10 protein-coding genes and 1 tRNA gene are annotated in these 16104 nt (G+C 66.1%); 4 read left to right on the top strand and 7 right to left on the bottom strand.

Annotated features, from left to right (window positions below; translation table 11 throughout):
* The gene (locus CH292_RS17775) at nucleotides 1-9285 is read right to left on the bottom strand and encodes a type I polyketide synthase (RefSeq protein WP_094655361.1); all 9285 of its coding nucleotides are present in this window, start codon (nucleotides 9283-9285) and stop codon (nucleotides 1-3) included.
* A 419-nt stretch (nucleotides 9286-9704) separates the two neighbouring features.
* On the opposite strand from CH292_RS17775, the gene CH292_RS17770 reads away from it, so the two are divergent.
* Nucleotides 9705-10454: a hypothetical protein gene (locus CH292_RS17770; RefSeq protein WP_094655360.1), complete on the top strand. Its 750-nt coding sequence runs from the start codon at nucleotides 9705-9707 to the stop codon at nucleotides 10452-10454.
* Here CH292_RS17770 and CH292_RS17765 read toward each other — a convergent pair.
* Nucleotides 10451-11209, bottom strand: a complete 759-nt coding sequence (locus tag CH292_RS17765; protein WP_094655359.1) for a TetR/AcrR family transcriptional regulator — start codon at nucleotides 11207-11209, stop codon at nucleotides 10451-10453. The genes CH292_RS17770 and CH292_RS17765 overlap by 4 nt on opposite strands.
* A 142-nt stretch (nucleotides 11210-11351) precedes the next feature.
* Between CH292_RS17765 and CH292_RS17760 the strand changes: the two genes are divergently transcribed.
* The 3 genes from CH292_RS17760 (at nucleotide 11352) to CH292_RS17750 (ending at nucleotide 12262) form a co-directional block, all read left to right on the top strand.
* Nucleotides 11352-11436 (top strand) — tRNA-Leu (locus CH292_RS17760).
* A gap of 66 nt (nucleotides 11437-11502) precedes the next feature.
* Nucleotides 11503-11892: a transcriptional regulator gene (locus tag CH292_RS17755; protein WP_179277991.1), complete on the top strand. Its 390-nt coding sequence runs from the start codon at nucleotides 11503-11505 to the stop codon at nucleotides 11890-11892.
* A 19-nt stretch (nucleotides 11893-11911) separates the two neighbouring features.
* Nucleotides 11912-12262 carry a DUF3817 domain-containing protein gene (locus CH292_RS17750; protein ID WP_094655357.1) on the top strand — a complete coding sequence of 117 codons (351 nt, stop codon included), beginning with the start codon at nucleotides 11912-11914 and terminating at the stop codon, nucleotides 12260-12262.
* A 3-nt stretch (nucleotides 12263-12265) separates the two neighbouring features.
* Here the strand turns inward: CH292_RS17750 and CH292_RS17745 are convergent, their stop codons facing one another.
* The 5 genes from CH292_RS17745 to CH292_RS17725 all read right to left on the bottom strand — a co-directional run bounded on the left by CH292_RS17745 (nucleotide 12266) and on the right by CH292_RS17725 (nucleotide 16103).
* Entirely contained in the window at nucleotides 12266-13117 is an 852-nt protein-coding gene (locus tag CH292_RS17745; protein WP_094655356.1) for a triacylglycerol lipase, read from the bottom strand.
* Between the two features lie 7 nt (nucleotides 13118-13124).
* Entirely contained in the window at nucleotides 13125-13736 is a 612-nt protein-coding gene (rdgB, locus tag CH292_RS17740; protein WP_019664964.1) for an RdgB/HAM1 family non-canonical purine NTP pyrophosphatase, read from the bottom strand.
* Nucleotides 13729-14517 carry a ribonuclease PH gene (rph, locus tag CH292_RS17735; RefSeq protein WP_019664965.1) on the bottom strand — a complete coding sequence of 263 codons (789 nt, stop codon included), beginning with the start codon at nucleotides 14515-14517 and terminating at the stop codon, nucleotides 13729-13731. The genes rdgB and rph overlap by 8 nt, the downstream gene beginning before the upstream one ends.
* 102 nt (nucleotides 14518-14619) lie before the next feature.
* Nucleotides 14620-15378, bottom strand: coding sequence for a cyclic nucleotide-degrading phosphodiesterase (locus tag CH292_RS17730; RefSeq protein WP_026347764.1), 759 nt, complete (start codon nucleotides 15376-15378; stop codon nucleotides 14620-14622).
* Nucleotides 15379-15473: 95 nt separating this feature from the next.
* Nucleotides 15474-16103: a rhomboid family intramembrane serine protease gene (locus tag CH292_RS17725; RefSeq protein ID WP_037141382.1), complete on the bottom strand. Its 630-nt coding sequence runs from the start codon at nucleotides 16101-16103 to the stop codon at nucleotides 15474-15476.
* Between the last annotated feature and the right edge of the window lies 1 nt (nucleotide 16104).

The following is a 16104-nucleotide window of genomic DNA, read 5'->3' as shown; positions in this document are numbered from 1 at the left end:
CTACTTGCACCCCGGCAGACCCGAGCGGTAGACGTCGTCGTCGCCGAGACGTGCGTCGTCGGTGAGCAGGACGTCGGCTTCGAGCTCGCGGGACTGGGCCGACGGTGTTCCGTCGTGCCCGAGCCTGCGGTCGTCGGGACGCTCGTACAGTGCGTCGCCTCCGACCATCGCGGAGATGAGCCTGCGCTGACCGGCGATACGACGCTCGTTGGATCGAGCGACGTACTCGTCGCGGCGCTTCGCCGGAACGGCCTCGATGAACGCCTGCGGGTGAACCACTGCGATCAGCCCGGACACGTGTCCGAAGCCGAGCGAGGTCAGCAGTCCGGCCTTCAGCGGCACCGAGTCACCGAAGCGAAGCGGTTCACGTGCCCAGACGAGGTGTTCGAACTTCGTCATCTTGTCGTCGACGCAGTCGAGGCTGCGGTTCGGCGGGATGACACCGTTCGCCAGGACCTGGCACAGACCGATCAGCTGGAACGCTGCAGCTCCACCCTTCGAGTGTCCGGTGAGGCTCTTCTGCGAGACGACGAACAGCGGCGCTCCGTCGCTGCGGCCGATGGCCTTGGCGAGGCGGGTGTGCAGCTCCGCCTCGTTCGGGTCGTTGGCCGCTGTCGAGGTGTCGTGCTTGGAGATCACGGCGACCTCGTCGGCAGTGACGCCGAGTGCGTTCAGAGACAACGCGAACGTCGAATCCTTTCCGCCGCGACCGGCACTGAGCGCACCGAGTCCCGGAGCCGGGATGGAGGTGTGCACACCGTCGCCGAACGACTGTGCGTACGCGACCACACCGAGGACGGGCAAGCCCATCTCGAGCGCCAGGTCACCGCGGGCCAGCAGGATGGTTCCGCCGCCCTGCGACTCGACGAATCCGCCGCGCCTGCGGTCGTTGGCCCGCGAGAACCGTCGATCGCTGATTCCCTTGGCCGACATCGCTGCCGAGTCCGCGGTGGCCGACATGTCGCCGAAGCCGATGATGCCTTCGGTGCTCAGGTCGTCGAAGCCGCCGGCCACGACGAGCTGCGCCTTGCCCAGCTTGATCTTGTCGACGCCTTCCTCGACGGAGACCGCCGCGGTGGCGCAGGCTGCGACGGGGTGAACCATCGCACCGTAGCTACCGACGTACGACTGAACCACGTGCGCCGCAACGACGTTCGGCAGTGCTTCCTGCAGGATGTCGTTCGCACGAGCGTCGCCGAGCAGCGTGTCGATGTACAGCGAGCGCATCGACTCCATGCCGCCCATACCGGTGCCCTGGGTGTTGGCGACCAGCGTCGGGTGGGTCCACCGCATCAGTTCCGACGGGTTGAAGCCCGAGGAGATGAACGCGTCGACCGTGCAGACGATGTTCCACAGGGCGACTCGATCGATCGAGCTGGCCATGTCGGCGGAGATTCCCCACTTGGTGGGATCGAATCCGGTCGGAATCTGTCCACCCACGGTGCGGGTGAGCTTCATCTTCCGCGGAACACGAATCTCGGTGCCGGCCTTGCGCGTCACCTGCCAATCGCTCGAGTCGGCGACGGGCGTGATCAGCGTGTGCTCCGGATCGGCAGCGGCGAACGACCGCGCGTCGAGCTCGGTTCCGACGACGAACGTGAGGTCGTTGTCGAGGAAGATCGACGTCATCAGCGGTGCGGTGTTACCGACCATCGCGCCGTCGTCACCGTAGGTCCGGATACCGCACTTCTCGACGACGGTGTCGTGGTACTTGTCGGCGATGTCCTCCTCGGGGACGAAATCTCCGGACTCGATGTCGTACCAGCCGGGCTTGGGGTCGTTCTCCCAGGCGATGAGACCGGTGTTCCACGCGAGTTCGAGAACGCCTGCCGCGGAAAGCTGCTCGTCGACCTCCATCTCGAAGCGGGTGCGGGCCGAGCCGTACGGTCCGAGCTCGCCTGCACCGACGATGACGACCAGGTCCTTCGGGTCGACGTCGAGCGCGGGCCATGCCGGAGCAGTCGTCGCGGCGAGACGCGGCGGTGCGGGCAGTGCGGCGATGACCGAGCTGTCGGCTTCCTCCGTGACCTTGTCCGACGCAGCGGCTGCCGCCTCACGAGCGAGCTCGACGAGGTTGAGCTTGGTGTTGGCCAACCCACCGGTGAGGTCCGCGAGCAGCGGAGCCTCCGCGGCCCGACGACGTGCCGACGGCTCGCTGAGCTTCAGCAGCTCGGTGGCCATCTCGTCGGTCGACCAGGTACGGACGCCTTCGGCCTCGACGGCTTCGACGATCGGGTCGTTTCCGCCCATGAGGCCGGTTCCACGAACCCACCCGATATGAGCGTGGGCGATGGACACGCGCTCGGCCCAGTTCTTCTCCGAACCCCACTTCGCCGCGATGGCGTCGAGTGCGGCCTTCGACTCGCCGTACGCGCCGTCGCCACCGAACATTCCGCGGTTCGGGGAACCGGGCAGCACGACGTGCAGGTGAGTGTCGATGTCGCTGTCGTAACCGATCTTCGACAGTCCACCGATGAGACGCTCGACCGACCACAGGAGCACACGCATCTCCATCTCGGCGCGGCCACCGGCGTCGGTGAGTTCCCCGACGACGCGTGGTGCGGCGAACGGGAACAGCAGCGTCGGCGTGATGCCTGCCTTGACCAGTGTCTTCGCTCCACCGGCGTTGTCGACCTGATCGCTGCCGATCCACTCGATGAGCGCGTCGACGTCGGTGTACGACGCGATGTTCGCGGGCACGACCCACAGCGTCGCTCCGGCGCGAGCATTGTCGCGGTAGAGGGCGCGGTAGAAGCCGAGGCGCTCGTCGTCCAGACGTGAGGTGGTGACGAAGACCGTCGCTCCCCCGCCGAGCAGCTTGGCTGCAACGGACGCCGCGATGGATCCCTTGCTGCCTCCGGTGATCACGGCGACCTCGTCGGACCAGACGCCCTTCTCCTCGGAGTCGAGCGCGATCGTCGCGATGCGGCCGTAGGTCTCGGCGAGAACAGCCTTCGCTTCGTTCTCCGCCTTGGCCTTCCACCACTGTGCCTGTGCAGCAACAGCTTTTCCTGCGCCGGCGAAGGACTCCACGGCAAGCTCACCTGCAGTACCGAGCCACAGACGGGCCAGGTCCTCACGGGCGGTTGCCCAACGGTCGTCGATCAGCACCGCTCGGCGAGCGTCGAATGCCGGGGCGACGAGTCGCGGCCATTCCGAACCGAGCTCTGCGGCAACCAGATCCACCAGAGCGGCGTCCGGGTTCTCCTCCGCGAGCGCGTTCGGTGCATCGGCGAGACCGAGCTGTTCGAGTACGAGGCGGGCTGCCGAGGCAAGCACACCGTCGCGTCCGGTGATGTGCTCGGTGAACTCGCCCAGTGCTGCTGCGTCGACGGTTCCGCCGCCTCCGCCGCCTGCGGCAGGCAGTGACACCGCGACACCGCGACGTGCCGCCACCGAAGCGACTGCGGCGTCGATGACCGCGTCGACGGCACCGCCGTCGGCGAGAGGTCCGTCGGCGAGTCCGCCCAGCGCACCGCCGCGAACCGAAGCGCCGTCACGGGTGCCGAGGGCGACCTCGGCGGTGACGTGGTTGGCCCAACCGTCGCCCAGTTCCCAGGTCTTCTTGACGCGGTCCGCGATGGACGCAGGGCGTCGTCCCGAGGGACCGAAGACCTTGCGCAGGTGGTCGTTGATCGAGTCGCTCAGCACGGGGCCGAACGGCTTGTAGGTGCGGGCCAGCTTGTTGACGGTGCCGGAGAGCGCACCCATGTCGGCATCGGCGGCACCGTCGATGGCACCGAGCGACAGCTCCGAACCGAGGTCGACCAGCAGCTGGTTACGACGCGAGGAGACGCCGTCGCACAGTGCCTCGATGGTGTCGGCGGGGCCGATCTGATCGAGCTGCAGCTTGGTCCACAGACCGATGAGGATCTTGGTGGCATCCGCTGCACTGAAACCGATGTCGTCGGGACGCGGGCCACCGGACGGCGCCGCAGCGGGTGCGGCGGCAGGAGCTGCGGCTGCCGCAGTCGGAGCAGCAGGCGCAGCCGTCTCGGCAGGTGCCTCCTCTTCTTCCACCGGAGCGGGGTCGGTGTCCGTGCCATAGACGATTGCAGCTTCGCGCTCGACATTGAGGACCTCGACGGGGAATCCGAAGCGGCCCGGCAACTTCAGCGTCTGCGACGCGAGGTTGGCGACGGTCGGTGTTGCGCTGAGTCCGATCTCGACGAAACGCTCGACGCCCAGTCCGCCGTCGGCCTCGTCGGCGAACAGCAGATCCTGCGTCTCGATCCAGCGAACGGGGCTGGCGAACTGCCACGCGAGCAGCTCGGTGAGCACCACGCGGCACAGATCGTGCGAACGCTCGGCCCAGGAATCGAAGTCCGCGAGGACGTCGTTCAGCGGCTCGGACGGGACGAGGTCTGCGATCTCCTGGATGAACGAGCGTTCGAGGCTGAACGGCCTCGGCACCAGGTTCGGCACGTAGCGGCCGATCAGGATCTCCGGGTCGAGATCCTCGGGCAGCAACGCCTGCAGGCGGTTACGGAAGTCGTCGACTCCCCCGCGCAGAACCGTCGAGTGGAACGGCACGTCGATGCCGGGAACCATGATGTAGGCGGCCTTGCCACCGAATTCCTCACGGCGCACGGCGATCTTCTTCTCCAGCGCGTTCAATCCGTCGACCGTGCCGGCGATCGCGTACTGCGAGCCGCGCAGGTTGAGGTTGACGATCTGGAGGAATTCGCCTGTCTCCTCGGCCACACCGGCCACGAACGCCTGAACGTCGTCGTCGGCCAGACCGATCTGCGACGGACGGATGGCGGCCATGCGGTAGTTGCTTCGTCCCGCCGCATCGCGGGGAACGAGTGCATGCATGGCGGAGCCGCGCTGGAAGACGACCTCGAGGACGGCTTCGAGCGGGAGAACGCCGGCGACGGCGGCGAGTGCGTTGTACTCACCGACCGAGTGCCCGGCGAGGATCGAGTTCTCCACGAACACACCGGCTTCACGAAGTTCGGCAACCTGTGCGACACCGAGGACCGCCATGGCGACCTGGGTGAACTGCGTCAGGTGCAGGACACCGTCGGGGTGCTTGTGCGTGACGCCGCGGGCCTTGAGAGACGTCGGGTTGTCCCGCACCACAGCGAGAATCGAGAATCCGAGTGCCTGACGGGTGTGCTTGTCGGCACGCTCCCAGACCTCACGTGCGGCCTTGGACCGAGCGCGAGCGTCGAGACCCATGCCCTGACGCTGGATGCCCTGGCCGGGGAACGCGTAGACCGTCTTCGGTGCTGCCGTACGAGCGGTCGCGACCATGACGAGTTCACCGTCGACGCGGCAACCCACCTCGATGAGCTCGGCGCCCTGGTCGAATCCGGTGCGGTCGACGCGCACGTCGATCTCGGCGCCGGGACGCACCATTCCGAGGAACCGTGCAGTCCATGCAGTCAAGCGACGCGGCGGGGTCTTGGTGTCCGCGTAGTCGATCGCGGTGACAGCTTGCTGGGCTGCAGCGGAGAGCCACATGCCGTGCACGATCGGGCTGCCGAGGCCGGCGAGAAGTGCCGCCGGATCGGAGGTGTGAATCGGATTGTGATCGCCCGAAACCTGAGCGAACGCAGCCATGTTGCGCGGTGCGACGATCGTGGCCTGACGACGACGGCGACGCGGAGTGTCCTTGGCGTCGGCCGAGACCGAACCGCCGGCACGAGCCGGGTCGGACAGCTCGCCCTTGCCGGTGCGTCCGCGAATCGCGAAGCGCTCCACCAGAGTCGCGACGGCCGGCGCTTCGGTGCCTTCACCGAGTGCAGCGCCGATCTCGACGGTGACCTCGACGACGCGGCCGAGGTCGGTGTCGAGCACCTCTCCGGCTTCGGCCTTGACGACGAGGATCGACGGGTCGGTGGGGAGCGTTCCGACGAGATCGACCGAGTGGTCGAGGTGGACCAGGTCGAGCATTCCCTCGATCACGTCTATTCCAGACGCGGTGCGCGTGGCACCGAGAACGGCGAAGACAGCAGGCCAGCATGCGCCGACGAGCACGTCGGGAACAGCCTTGCCGCTGACGGTCAGCGACTCGGGCAGGCCCGAACCGGTGACGCCAGCGTGGTCGGCGACCATGTCGGGGATCCAGGCGAGGCTGATACGCGCGGCACCGCCCTTGACCTTCGGGAGCTCCTGTCCTGCAGCAACTCCGAGAAGCGCGGACATCGCCTTCTGTGCATCCTCGGCGGTGACGACGGGTGCGCCTCCGTCGATGGTCGATGCGGGAACCGTCAGGCGGATCCGAACCTCTTTGCCGGGAGCGAGCGGAACCGTCAGCTCGACGTGCTCCGAATCCACGACGGTGAGGCTCGCGCCGGTCTGAGGATGCGTGGCGACGGACTCGGAATCGACGACCCACTCCGCGACGTCACCGAGACGTGCGACGGGGTTCTGCGTGGTCCGCGACGCCCAGTTGACGTCCGGTGCTGCGAGAACGATGCCGAGGAGGCCGGGGGCGACGTCGGAGTTGCGACGGCTCGACACGGACTCGGCCTCGACACCGGCGGCGAGGAGTTCGTCGGCGGTCGCCTTCTCGAAGCGATCGAGAAGTTCTCCGACGGGCTCGTCGACGCGAGTGATGCCTGCGACGGCGACCGTGCCGGGAATGATGCAGACCTGGTCGGCGGAGTAGCGAGCATCGTGTGCCTGCCACAGCGAGTCACTGCGCCACCAGCGTCGAACGTCACCGTCGACGACGGGAACGAAGTTGACCGGCTTGCCGGGCATCCGGCACAGCGCGGTGAAGAACGTGATGTCGGCGGGGTGGAGTACCACCTCGGACGCGTCGGGGAACTGCGCGACGAGCGAGCGAATCGCGGCCCGCGGGCGTTCGAGGGTGTCGACGTCGGCGAACAGCGTCGGGATGGGGCCGCGATCGACCGGGTGCAGACGAGCTTCGGCGCGCTGCAACATCTCGAGGAAGCGAGTACGCCAGGTGACGTCGAGCCACACGGATTCGCGTGCCTCGGAGACTGCGTCGGTGAACTCACCGCCGCAGTCGAACTCCTTGTGGACGTCCGCACCGACTGCCAAGTCCAGGTAACGGGTCAGCCACTGCAGGTACGTCATGTCCGCGACGTCACCGAAGTACGGCTTCGCGGTGCCGTCGAGTGCGGCGATGATCTCGTCGCGACGCTTCGCAACGGCGTCGGCGTCTCCGGCGACGTCGTCGAGCAGACGGCCGCAGCGCGAGGCCGCGTTGTCGATCTCGTGGATGTCCGCACCGAGCTGGCTTCGACCCGAGGCCATTCCGCCGCCGGCGGTACCTGCACCGACCCAGTCGGGAGTGCCGGGGGTGTCGGCGAGAAGCTGCTTGACGTCGGCCGACGTCGTGGCTTCGAGTGTTGCCATCGCGGCGGTTCCGACGAGGATGCCGTCGAGCGGCATCTTGGGGTATCCGGCTGCGAGCGACCAACGGCCGGTGAGGTATTCGGCTGCCTTCTCGGGGGTGCCGATGCCGCCGCCGACGCAGATGACGAGGTTCGGCCGTGCGCGGAGCTCGGCGTAGGTGGAGAGGAGAAGATCGTCGAGGTCTTCCCACGAGTGGTGGCCACCTGCGCGGCCGCCCTCGATGTGGGCGATGACCGGGAACGTCGGAACTTCACTGGCGATGCGGATGACCGCGCGGATCTGCGCGACGGTTCCCGGCTTGAACGCGACGTAACTGAAGCCGGCCTCGACCAGATCCTCGATGATCGTGACGGCTTCGTCGAGCTCCGGAATACCTGCGGTGACGACGACACCGTCGAACGCGGCGCCTGCTGCACGTGCACGCGGGACGAGACGCTTGCCGCCCACGTGGAGCTTCCACAGGTACGGATCGAGGAACATCGAGTTGAACTGCACGGCGCGGCCCGGTTCGAGCAGCCCACCGAGCCTGTCGACGTGATCGGCGAAGATCTGTTCGGTGACCTGACCGCCGCCGGCGAGCTCGGCCCAGTGACCTGCGTTGGCGGCAGCGGCGACGATCGCGGGATCCACCGTCGTCGGCGTCATGCCTGCGAGCAGCATCGGCGAGCGACCGGTGAGCTTGGTGAACGAGGTCTCGACGACGACGCGACCGTTCGGCAGCGTGATCGGCTTCGGCGCGAACTCGGACCAGGACGGCTGCACCTCGGGTGCTGCGCCCGGAGTCAACAGGTTGCGATGCCCACCGCGAGTGGAGGCGGCGATGATCCCGACGCCCTGGCCACGCAGAGCGGGCACGGTCATACGGGTGAGGATGTCGCTCGGTCCGAGGTCCAGGATCCAGTCGGCACCGGCGGCGATGACGCTGTCGATTTCCGCGACCCAGTCGACGGGATCGACGAGGATCCGCTGGGCCAGGCTGCGTGCCACGTCGACGTCCAGGCCGGCGCGAGCCGCCCACGACGCGACGAGATCGACTGCATCGGCCAGTGCGGGGTGATGGAACCCGACCTCGACCGACAGGAGTTCGAAGACCGGCGAGAACACAGCGCCGCCGCGCTTCTTCGCGTCGCGCTCACGCTCTTCCTGCGCGGCGATCTGCTCGGCGCGTTCCTGAACGCGCGCGAGCTGCGCGGGAGGACCTGCCAGCACGACGCGTCGGCGGCCGTTGCGGATGGCCAGCACTGCCGAACGCTCGGGTGCACCGTCGACGGCGAGTTCGTCGACGATCGCCTGAAGACGCTCGGGTTCGACATTGGACACGGACACCATCGGTGCGCGGTCGGCAGCGCCGAGGATGCCGCGACGACGTCCGACGAGGCCTGCTGCGGCGCCGATGAGCTGCGCGACGGCCAGAAGCCGTGCATCCTCGCGGCCGGCGGACTTGACCGACTCCGCGGCGATGAGGCCCTGAGAGTGACCGACGACGGCCACCGGTGCGGCGTCCTCCGGGTCCAGTCCCTGCAGCTTCAGCGCACGGAGCGCAGCGACCTGCGTGAGAAAGACACCGGGCAGGGACACCGCGGCGGACGTGAGCGCGGCCTCGGACGGACCGAAGGAGCCTGCGCTCGAGGGGTCGTCGGCGAGGTCCTGCTCCAACATCCAGCCGATCGGGTCGAAACCGACGGAACGCACGACGAGGAGGTCGTCGGCGACCGGCGCCAGGATGGCCGCTGCTTCGTTGACCAGATCGGTCAGCTCGGGCTCGAGCGCCGAGTCACGAGCGAGTTCCTCGAGGGAACTGAGCCACGGCGATCCCTGACCGCCGAACGCGAGAGCGTAAGGCTCACCGGCCGCAAAACGGTCTGCGAGGGTACGAGAACCGCCACCGCTCTGGGGAGATCTGCCCTTGCCCTGTCCGTGTGATGGTGTGCTCTCGTTGATCGTCAAGTGCTCTGATTCCTCTCGTGAGCAACTCCGGGGGGCCAGGGCTGCTTCGTCGTTGGCATTCGTCGTCGGTGCCGTAGGAGCGGAATCGAGGAGCGCATCCGTCGTTGGCTTTCGACGTGGCTCTATCCGCGTGAGAACAAGGTTGACACAAAATCATGAGGAAATCCTCACGTTTCGTATGACGTCCTACTGCTACCCGCCAGTAAGCAGCTGAACTGCAGTTTTCGTACCGATCGTCCAACTCGCCAGTAACAAACATCGGTGCAGGCAGCGCGCCGATGAGCAGCGAGAAAACATGAGGAAATCCTCATGTCAATCGTTATCATTCCGTTATGTGAGCCTGACCACACCACGCGCTGCACCCGAAATTGTCGGAGCAGCCCTGTACCTTCCCCGCCACGCAACCAACAGGGGGGTTCATGTATTCACCAGTTACACATATCCATTCACACGGCACCGACGACAACCGTGTCGCGCGGGAAGCACTCGGCGAACAGCAGGACGAGGTCGCTGCCCTCGTCGCCGCCATCGACACGACGTTGTCTCGGGACGCGTCGCCCTATTGGTTCCCGGGCTGGGAGGGTGAAATCGAGGCCGCCTTGCTCGACGCAGTGTTCGCAGCCCGGGCGAGCTACGGCGGAGAGACCAGCGGCGTACGTCGCGTCATCGCTCGGTGGCGTGCGCACCGAGGCGACGGCCCGCTCGACGATCTCTCGTTCCTTGCATCGTTCGTCGACGACACCGGCGATCTGGACGACGTGCTGGGCAACCGCCAGCGTGTTGCCGGAAACTCCACCACCAAAGCGGAGGCAGCCGCAAAGGCCGCCGCAACTCTGATCGGGATCGGTGTCACCGGTTCGAAGGACCTGGCCAATGCGGACGCCGACCGCCACCGATATTCGGCCCAGGCCGAGGCATTCACGTCCGTCACCGGCATCGGTTTCAAGACCTGGCGGAGCCTGGTGTACCTCGTCGGCGTTCGAGACTCCGAGGACTCGCTGCTCGTGCAGTTCGTGTCGAATGCCATCGGCGAACAGGTCGACGAATGCGGAATGCTCGAGTTGACGAGGCGCGCCGCCGAGGAACTCGGCACGGATTCACAGACACTTCGACACGCCCTGTGGCGTGAGCTCCGCCGCGCTTCGTCGACGAAAAAGGCTGCTGTCTAACCCTTTTCGATCAGCACGGCCACACCGTCGAGAATTCGCTCGACACCGAACCGGCACTCGTGGACGGGATCGCTCGCAGCCTCGTGATGCATCGCTGCGGCGGTCCCGACCCGCGACGACACCGTGTACCGGGATGGATCCATCACCGATTCCAGAACCGGAGCAGTCGCAGACCACCACTGTTCGTCCGTCATGCCGGAGTCCTCGCGCACTCGATCGACCTGAGCGAGCACCCGTGCGCTACCCGCAACATGATTGAGCACCAACGTCAGCACCGAGTCCATCTGTACGTCCGTGAGACCGATCCCATCGAGGACCCGAAGTTCGGCCTCGTACTTGTCACTGACGTTGGGACCCAACACAGCCCGGCCACCCTGAGCATCGAGAACCCACCGATGCCGGCGGATCAGGTGCCAGTTCTGCTCGGCGACGAACCGCAACCCGGCGCGCCAGTCACCCGACGACGCCGGCTCGTCGAGAGCCGAGTACAGGCCCTTCTGCACCTGGTCGATCATCAAGTCCACCAAGTCTTCTCGACCGGGAACATGGGTGTACAGCGACATCGTCCCGACACCGAGCCGATCCGCGATCCGCCGCATCGACACCGCGTCGAGGCTCTCGGAATCGGCTATCGAGACCGCTGCATCGACGATCGAGTCGATCGTCAGACCTGTCCTACTCTTCTTCGCGCCCACTCGCCACAACAATCCGAGCGTGCGCGCAGGATCGAAACCCGTCTCGTTCTTTCCGGCCACCCGTCGAACAGTACGCTGTACGCTCTGGTTTCCCGGCCCTCGATCGCATGAGTGCGCCATCGGAGCGCCCAGACGGCATGAATGGAGCTTTCATGCGCTTGCGGATACTCCAACCACCGCGTTGTAGACTTGCCGAGCACTCGCGCGAGTGGCGGAATTGGCAGACGCGCTGGATTTAGGTTCCAGTGTCTCAGGACGTGGGGGTTCAAGTCCCCCCTCGCGCACCACCATCTCCGGTCGATCGGCAGATCCCTAACTACCTCGAGTAGTAGAGCCTCGGGTAACGTCGTGGTGTGGCAAAATCTCGCTCTCACCATCGACCGGCGCTCATTGCGCTGGTTCTCGTGTCAGCGGTCGCATGCCTGGCTCTCGGATGGTGGCAGTGGGAACGGTTCGAATCCGTCGGTGGCGACGGCCAGAATCTCGGCTACGCGTTCCAATGGCCCCTGTTCGCAGCGTTCGTGATCTACGCCTATCGCAGGTTCGTCCAGCTCGAAGGCGATGCCGAGGCCGCGGAGGACGAAGACCAGGTTGCTCCCACCGAGGACGTCGTTCGCGAGATACCCGCGGACCTGCTCCCTCAACGCCCCACCTACACCGAGGACGACATCGACGACGTCGAGGCTCGGCAACTTCTCGAATACAACACCTATCTCGCCGGGCTCGACCGCTCCCGCGAGTGAAGACAGGAGCACGACGACCGTGAGCCAAGCAGCACCGAAGCCCGTTACCGCCGACAAGAAGAAGAAGATCGCGTCGGCTCTGCTGCGCTACCGCGTCCTGGCGTACATCACCGGTATCTGGCTGCTCGTGCTCACCGGCGAGATGGTCGCCAAGTACATCTTCAAGGTCGAGAACGTTCCCAGTTGGATTGCCGTGGTGCACGGCTGGGTGTATTTGATCTACCTGATCCTCACCGTCGATCTGGCCATCAGGGTCCGCTGGCCTGCCGGCCGTACCATCGGCACCCTGCTTGCCGGCACCATTCCGTTCCTGTCGTTCTACGTCGAGCACATCAGGACAAAGCAGGTCAAGACCGATTTCGCCCTCTGACGTTCAACACGTCACGCTCCGCGGATCGACGCCGGCAAGCGCATCGAGCACCACCTGCTGCGCCACCGGATCGTAGGAAATCCCTGTGTGGTCGACCGTGTCGGCTGGGCACAGATCCTGCAGAATCACGTTGCGAGCGCCTTCGCCCTGCAGCAACGACGCCGTATAGGGAACAACCTGGTCGTACCGAGTGACGACGACGGTGTACTCCACCCCGGGCACGGTGTCGCTGGGAACGTTGATCCGCGCGAGGGCGTCGTCGACCGGTGGTCCGAACGCCGGAATTTCCACCTGCCCCGAACCACCCGAGATGTCGTCGTTCCGCGGAGTCGACTCCCGATTCGGCGGGGACAGCGCGATAATCTTCGACGTGCGATCAGCCCCACCGAGGAAACGCACGTAATACCGCGGGACCGTTCCGCCTTTGGAGTGTCCGACGATCGCGACTTTCTGCGCACCGGTGGCGACCAGGACCTCGTCCACGAACGCGGAGAGCTCCTCAGCACTGTCCTCGATCGAGTCGAACCCGCCGACGGGAATACTCTCTCGCGCACCGTAGTTCAGCGCGAACACGCAGTATCCACCTGCCACGAGGCGCGGAGCGAGCGACGCCCAGTTCGCGAACGAGTTCTCGAGAAAACCGTGCACCAGAACCACCGGTTCCGGATGCGACGACGACGGGACGCACGAGAAGTCGTTGACCTCGGGCAGCGACGCCTCCGGATGAATCGCCGAGAACAGCAACGCCTCGGAGAACGAGTCGGACGGCGCCGCGGATGCAGCGCCACCCGACGAGGCCGCCCACAGCGCAGCAACCGACGTCAAGACAGTCACGACCGTGCGCTTCACGGCCATCAGTGTCCTACGAGCCGAGCTGCTGCAGTGCCGGAATCAACAAAGCCAGAGCCCGCCCGCGATGCGATGCCGCATCCTTCTCCTCCGGACTCAGTTCGGCTGCCGAGCGGCCGTCGCCCTCCGGCACGAACACGGGATCGTAACCGAAACCGTTCTCACCCAGCGGACTTCGCGCGATCACACCACGCCACTCACCCCGGACGACGGACTCGGAACCGCCAGGAACGACAAGAGCGCACGCCGACACGAAGCCCGCTCCCCTGCGTTCGTCGGGAACGTCGGCAAGCTGCGCGAGCAACAACTCGGTATTGGCGTCGTCCTGACCGTGCACACCCGACCATCGCGCCGACAGAACACCCGGCATCCCGTTCAACGCATCGACTTCGATACCCGAATCATCCGCGACACAAGGCAATCCCGTTGCCGCAGCACCGTCACGCGCTTTGGCGAGCGCATTCTCCTCGAAGGTTGCGCCCGTCTCGGGTGCCTCCGGAAACTCCGGTACCTCGTCCAGACCGACCAACTCGACTCCCGAGACGCCTGCCGCATCGAGCACCCGACGCAGCTCGCGCAGCTTCTTCGCGTTGCGGCTGGCGACCAGCAGTGTCGACTCAGCCACCGAACTTCTTCTTCGGCGCGTCGGTGACGGCGGGCTCCGGCAGCTCACCCGGGTACGGTTCGGCGAGCGCGGCCTTCTGTACCTCGAACAACTTCTCGATGCCGTCCAACGCCGAATCCAGCAGCTTGTCCAGCGTCGAACGAGGGAACGTTGCACCCTCGCCCGTCCCCTGAATCTCCACCAACGTGCCCGTATCGGTGGCGACGACGTTCATGTCGACCTCGGCGCGCGAATCCTCCTCGTACGGCAGATCGAGCCGAACCCGGCCGTCGACGACGCCGACGCTGACCGCTGCGATCGCACACGAAATGGGCTGCGGATCAGCCAGACGCCCCGCAGCACGCAAGTACGTGACCGCATCCGACAACGCCACGAACGCTCCCGTGATCGCCGCGGTTCTCGTGCCACCGTCCGCCTGCAGCACATCGCAATCCAGAGCGATGGTGTTCTCGCCGATCGCGGCAAGATCGATGCACGCGCGCAACGACCTACCGACCAGTCGAGAAATCTCCTGGGTCCGACCGCCGACCTTGCCCTTCACGGACTCACGGCCACTGCGAGTGTGCGTCGCAGCCGGAAGCATCGCGTACTCCGCCGTCAACCACCCGAGCCCGGAGCCCTTGCGCCAGCGCGGAACACCTTCCTCGACACTGGCCGTGCACATCACCCGCGTGTTACCGAACTCCACCAGCACCGAACCCGCAGGATTGCTCGTGAACCCCCGCGTGATCTTGATGGTCCGAAGCTCGTCGTCAGCTCTTCCGTCTTCTCGTCTCGACACACAGCCAGACTAGTTGGGTCATTCCGCAGGCTCCACTCCCGGCTCAGATGGGTCATTCCGCAGGCTCCACTCCCGGCTTGGCTGATCAGCCTGAAAAGCGCGTCAGACGGTGAACACATCTCCCGGTGAGACGGCATGCACGGGCCCACTGAATTCGGCTTTCGCCTCGGCGATCACGTCTTCGCGGGATGTCCAGGGTGGGATGTGGGTCAACAGCAGTTCGCCGACGCCTGCGTCGCGGGCGAGTTGACCTGCCTCGGTTCCCGAAAGGTGAACTCCGACCGGGCGGTCCGGGCTGTGCGTCCACGACGCTTCCGACAGCAGCACATCCGCGCCCTGAGCGACGTCGCGCACTGCCTGACACATTCCGGTGTCTCCGGTGTAGGCGAAGATCTTGCCCGCGCCGGTGGTGATGCGCATTCCGTAGGACTCCGGAGGGTGGTAGACCAGCCGGGTCGTCACCGACAGTTGTCCGTGACGAATGGTGCGCCCGTCGGCCCAGCGGCGGAGGTCGAGGGTGTCGGACATGTCGTCGATCTGTCCCCCACATTCGGCGGAGGCGACACCCAGGCGGAACGCTGTGTCCTTGGGCCCGTAGACGACGGCGCGCCCCTCGGGCGGGTTGGGGTGGTAGCGCCTCCACACCAACAAGCCAGGTACGTCGAGGCAATGGTCCGCGTGCAGGTGGGACAGAAACACGCTGACGTCGCCCGGGTCTGCGTACCGCTGCAGTGCGCCGAGTACGCCGGGGCCGAAGTCCAGGACGACGGGCGACGTGTCCGGTTCATCGAGGAGGTAACCCGACGCGGGGGAATCGGGTCCGGACACACTGCCCGAACATCCCAGCACGGTAATACGCATGATTGTCATGCTGCCACGTCGGCGCCCGTGGCAGAAACGCATCGGCGGTTTTCACTGACGAGACCGGAAAGGTCGTCGGTCACAGTTACCGAACTTCACTGTCGGGAAGAGCCGACCGACCTCTGTTTGCGGGCGTTGCGGGCGTCCGCGGACAGAAGCCACGCGGCGACGACTCCGCCGACAGCCCCGAACAGATGACCCTGCCAGGACACACCGGGAGTGCTGGGCAGAACGCCCCACAGAGCGCTGCCGTACAGGACGAACACGACGACGCCGATGGCGAGCTGACCCAGGTTCCGGGTGAAGAACCCACGAACGAGCAGGTAGGCCAAGAAGCCGAATACCAGGCTGGACGCACCGATGTGATTGGAGTTGCTGCCCCCGATCAACCATGTCCCGACGCCGGCGATCACCCAGATCACGCCCGTCGCCGCCAGTCCCCTGCCGATTCCGGACAGCAGGACGAGGAAGCCGAGCACCGCGATCGGAACCGTGTTGGCGATCAGATGCGCCCAGTCGTCGTGCAGCACAGGCGCGAACAGAATCCCCCACAGACCGTCGCCGGTGCGCGGGTTGATCCCGGCGGTCTCCACACGACTGCCCGACAGAACGTCGACTACTTCCACCACCCACAGCAACAGTACGAATCCACCGGTGTACATGGCCGCCGACTGCCACAACGGGCGCTTCGGGGTCGGAGCCGGCAGGTACGGGTTCGTGCTCATC

Source organism: Rhodococcus sp. 14-2470-1a (genome assembly GCF_002259425.1).
GTDB classification, from domain to species: Bacteria; Actinomycetota; Actinomycetes; order Mycobacteriales; family Mycobacteriaceae; genus Rhodococcoides; species Rhodococcoides fascians_E.
The sequence above is the reverse complement of the archived record's forward strand: the minus strand, read 5'-3'. Positions and strand labels throughout refer to the sequence as shown.

Excerpts from the sequence above, each read along its gene's own strand:
- CH292_RS17770 (WP_094655360.1), top strand. The coding sequence starts at position 9,705 with ATGTATTCACCAGTTACACATATCCATTCACACGGCACCGACGACAAC.
- CH292_RS17730 (WP_026347764.1), bottom strand. The coding sequence starts at position 15,378 with ATGCGTATTACCGTGCTGGGATGTTCGGGCAGTGTGTCCGGACCCGAT.
- CH292_RS17745 (WP_094655356.1), bottom strand. The coding sequence starts at position 13,117 with ATGGCCGTGAAGCGCACGGTCGTGACTGTCTTGACGTCGGTTGCTGCG.
- CH292_RS17725 (WP_037141382.1), bottom strand. The coding sequence starts at position 16,103 with ATGAGCACGAACCCGTACCTGCCGGCTCCGACCCCGAAGCGCCCGTTG.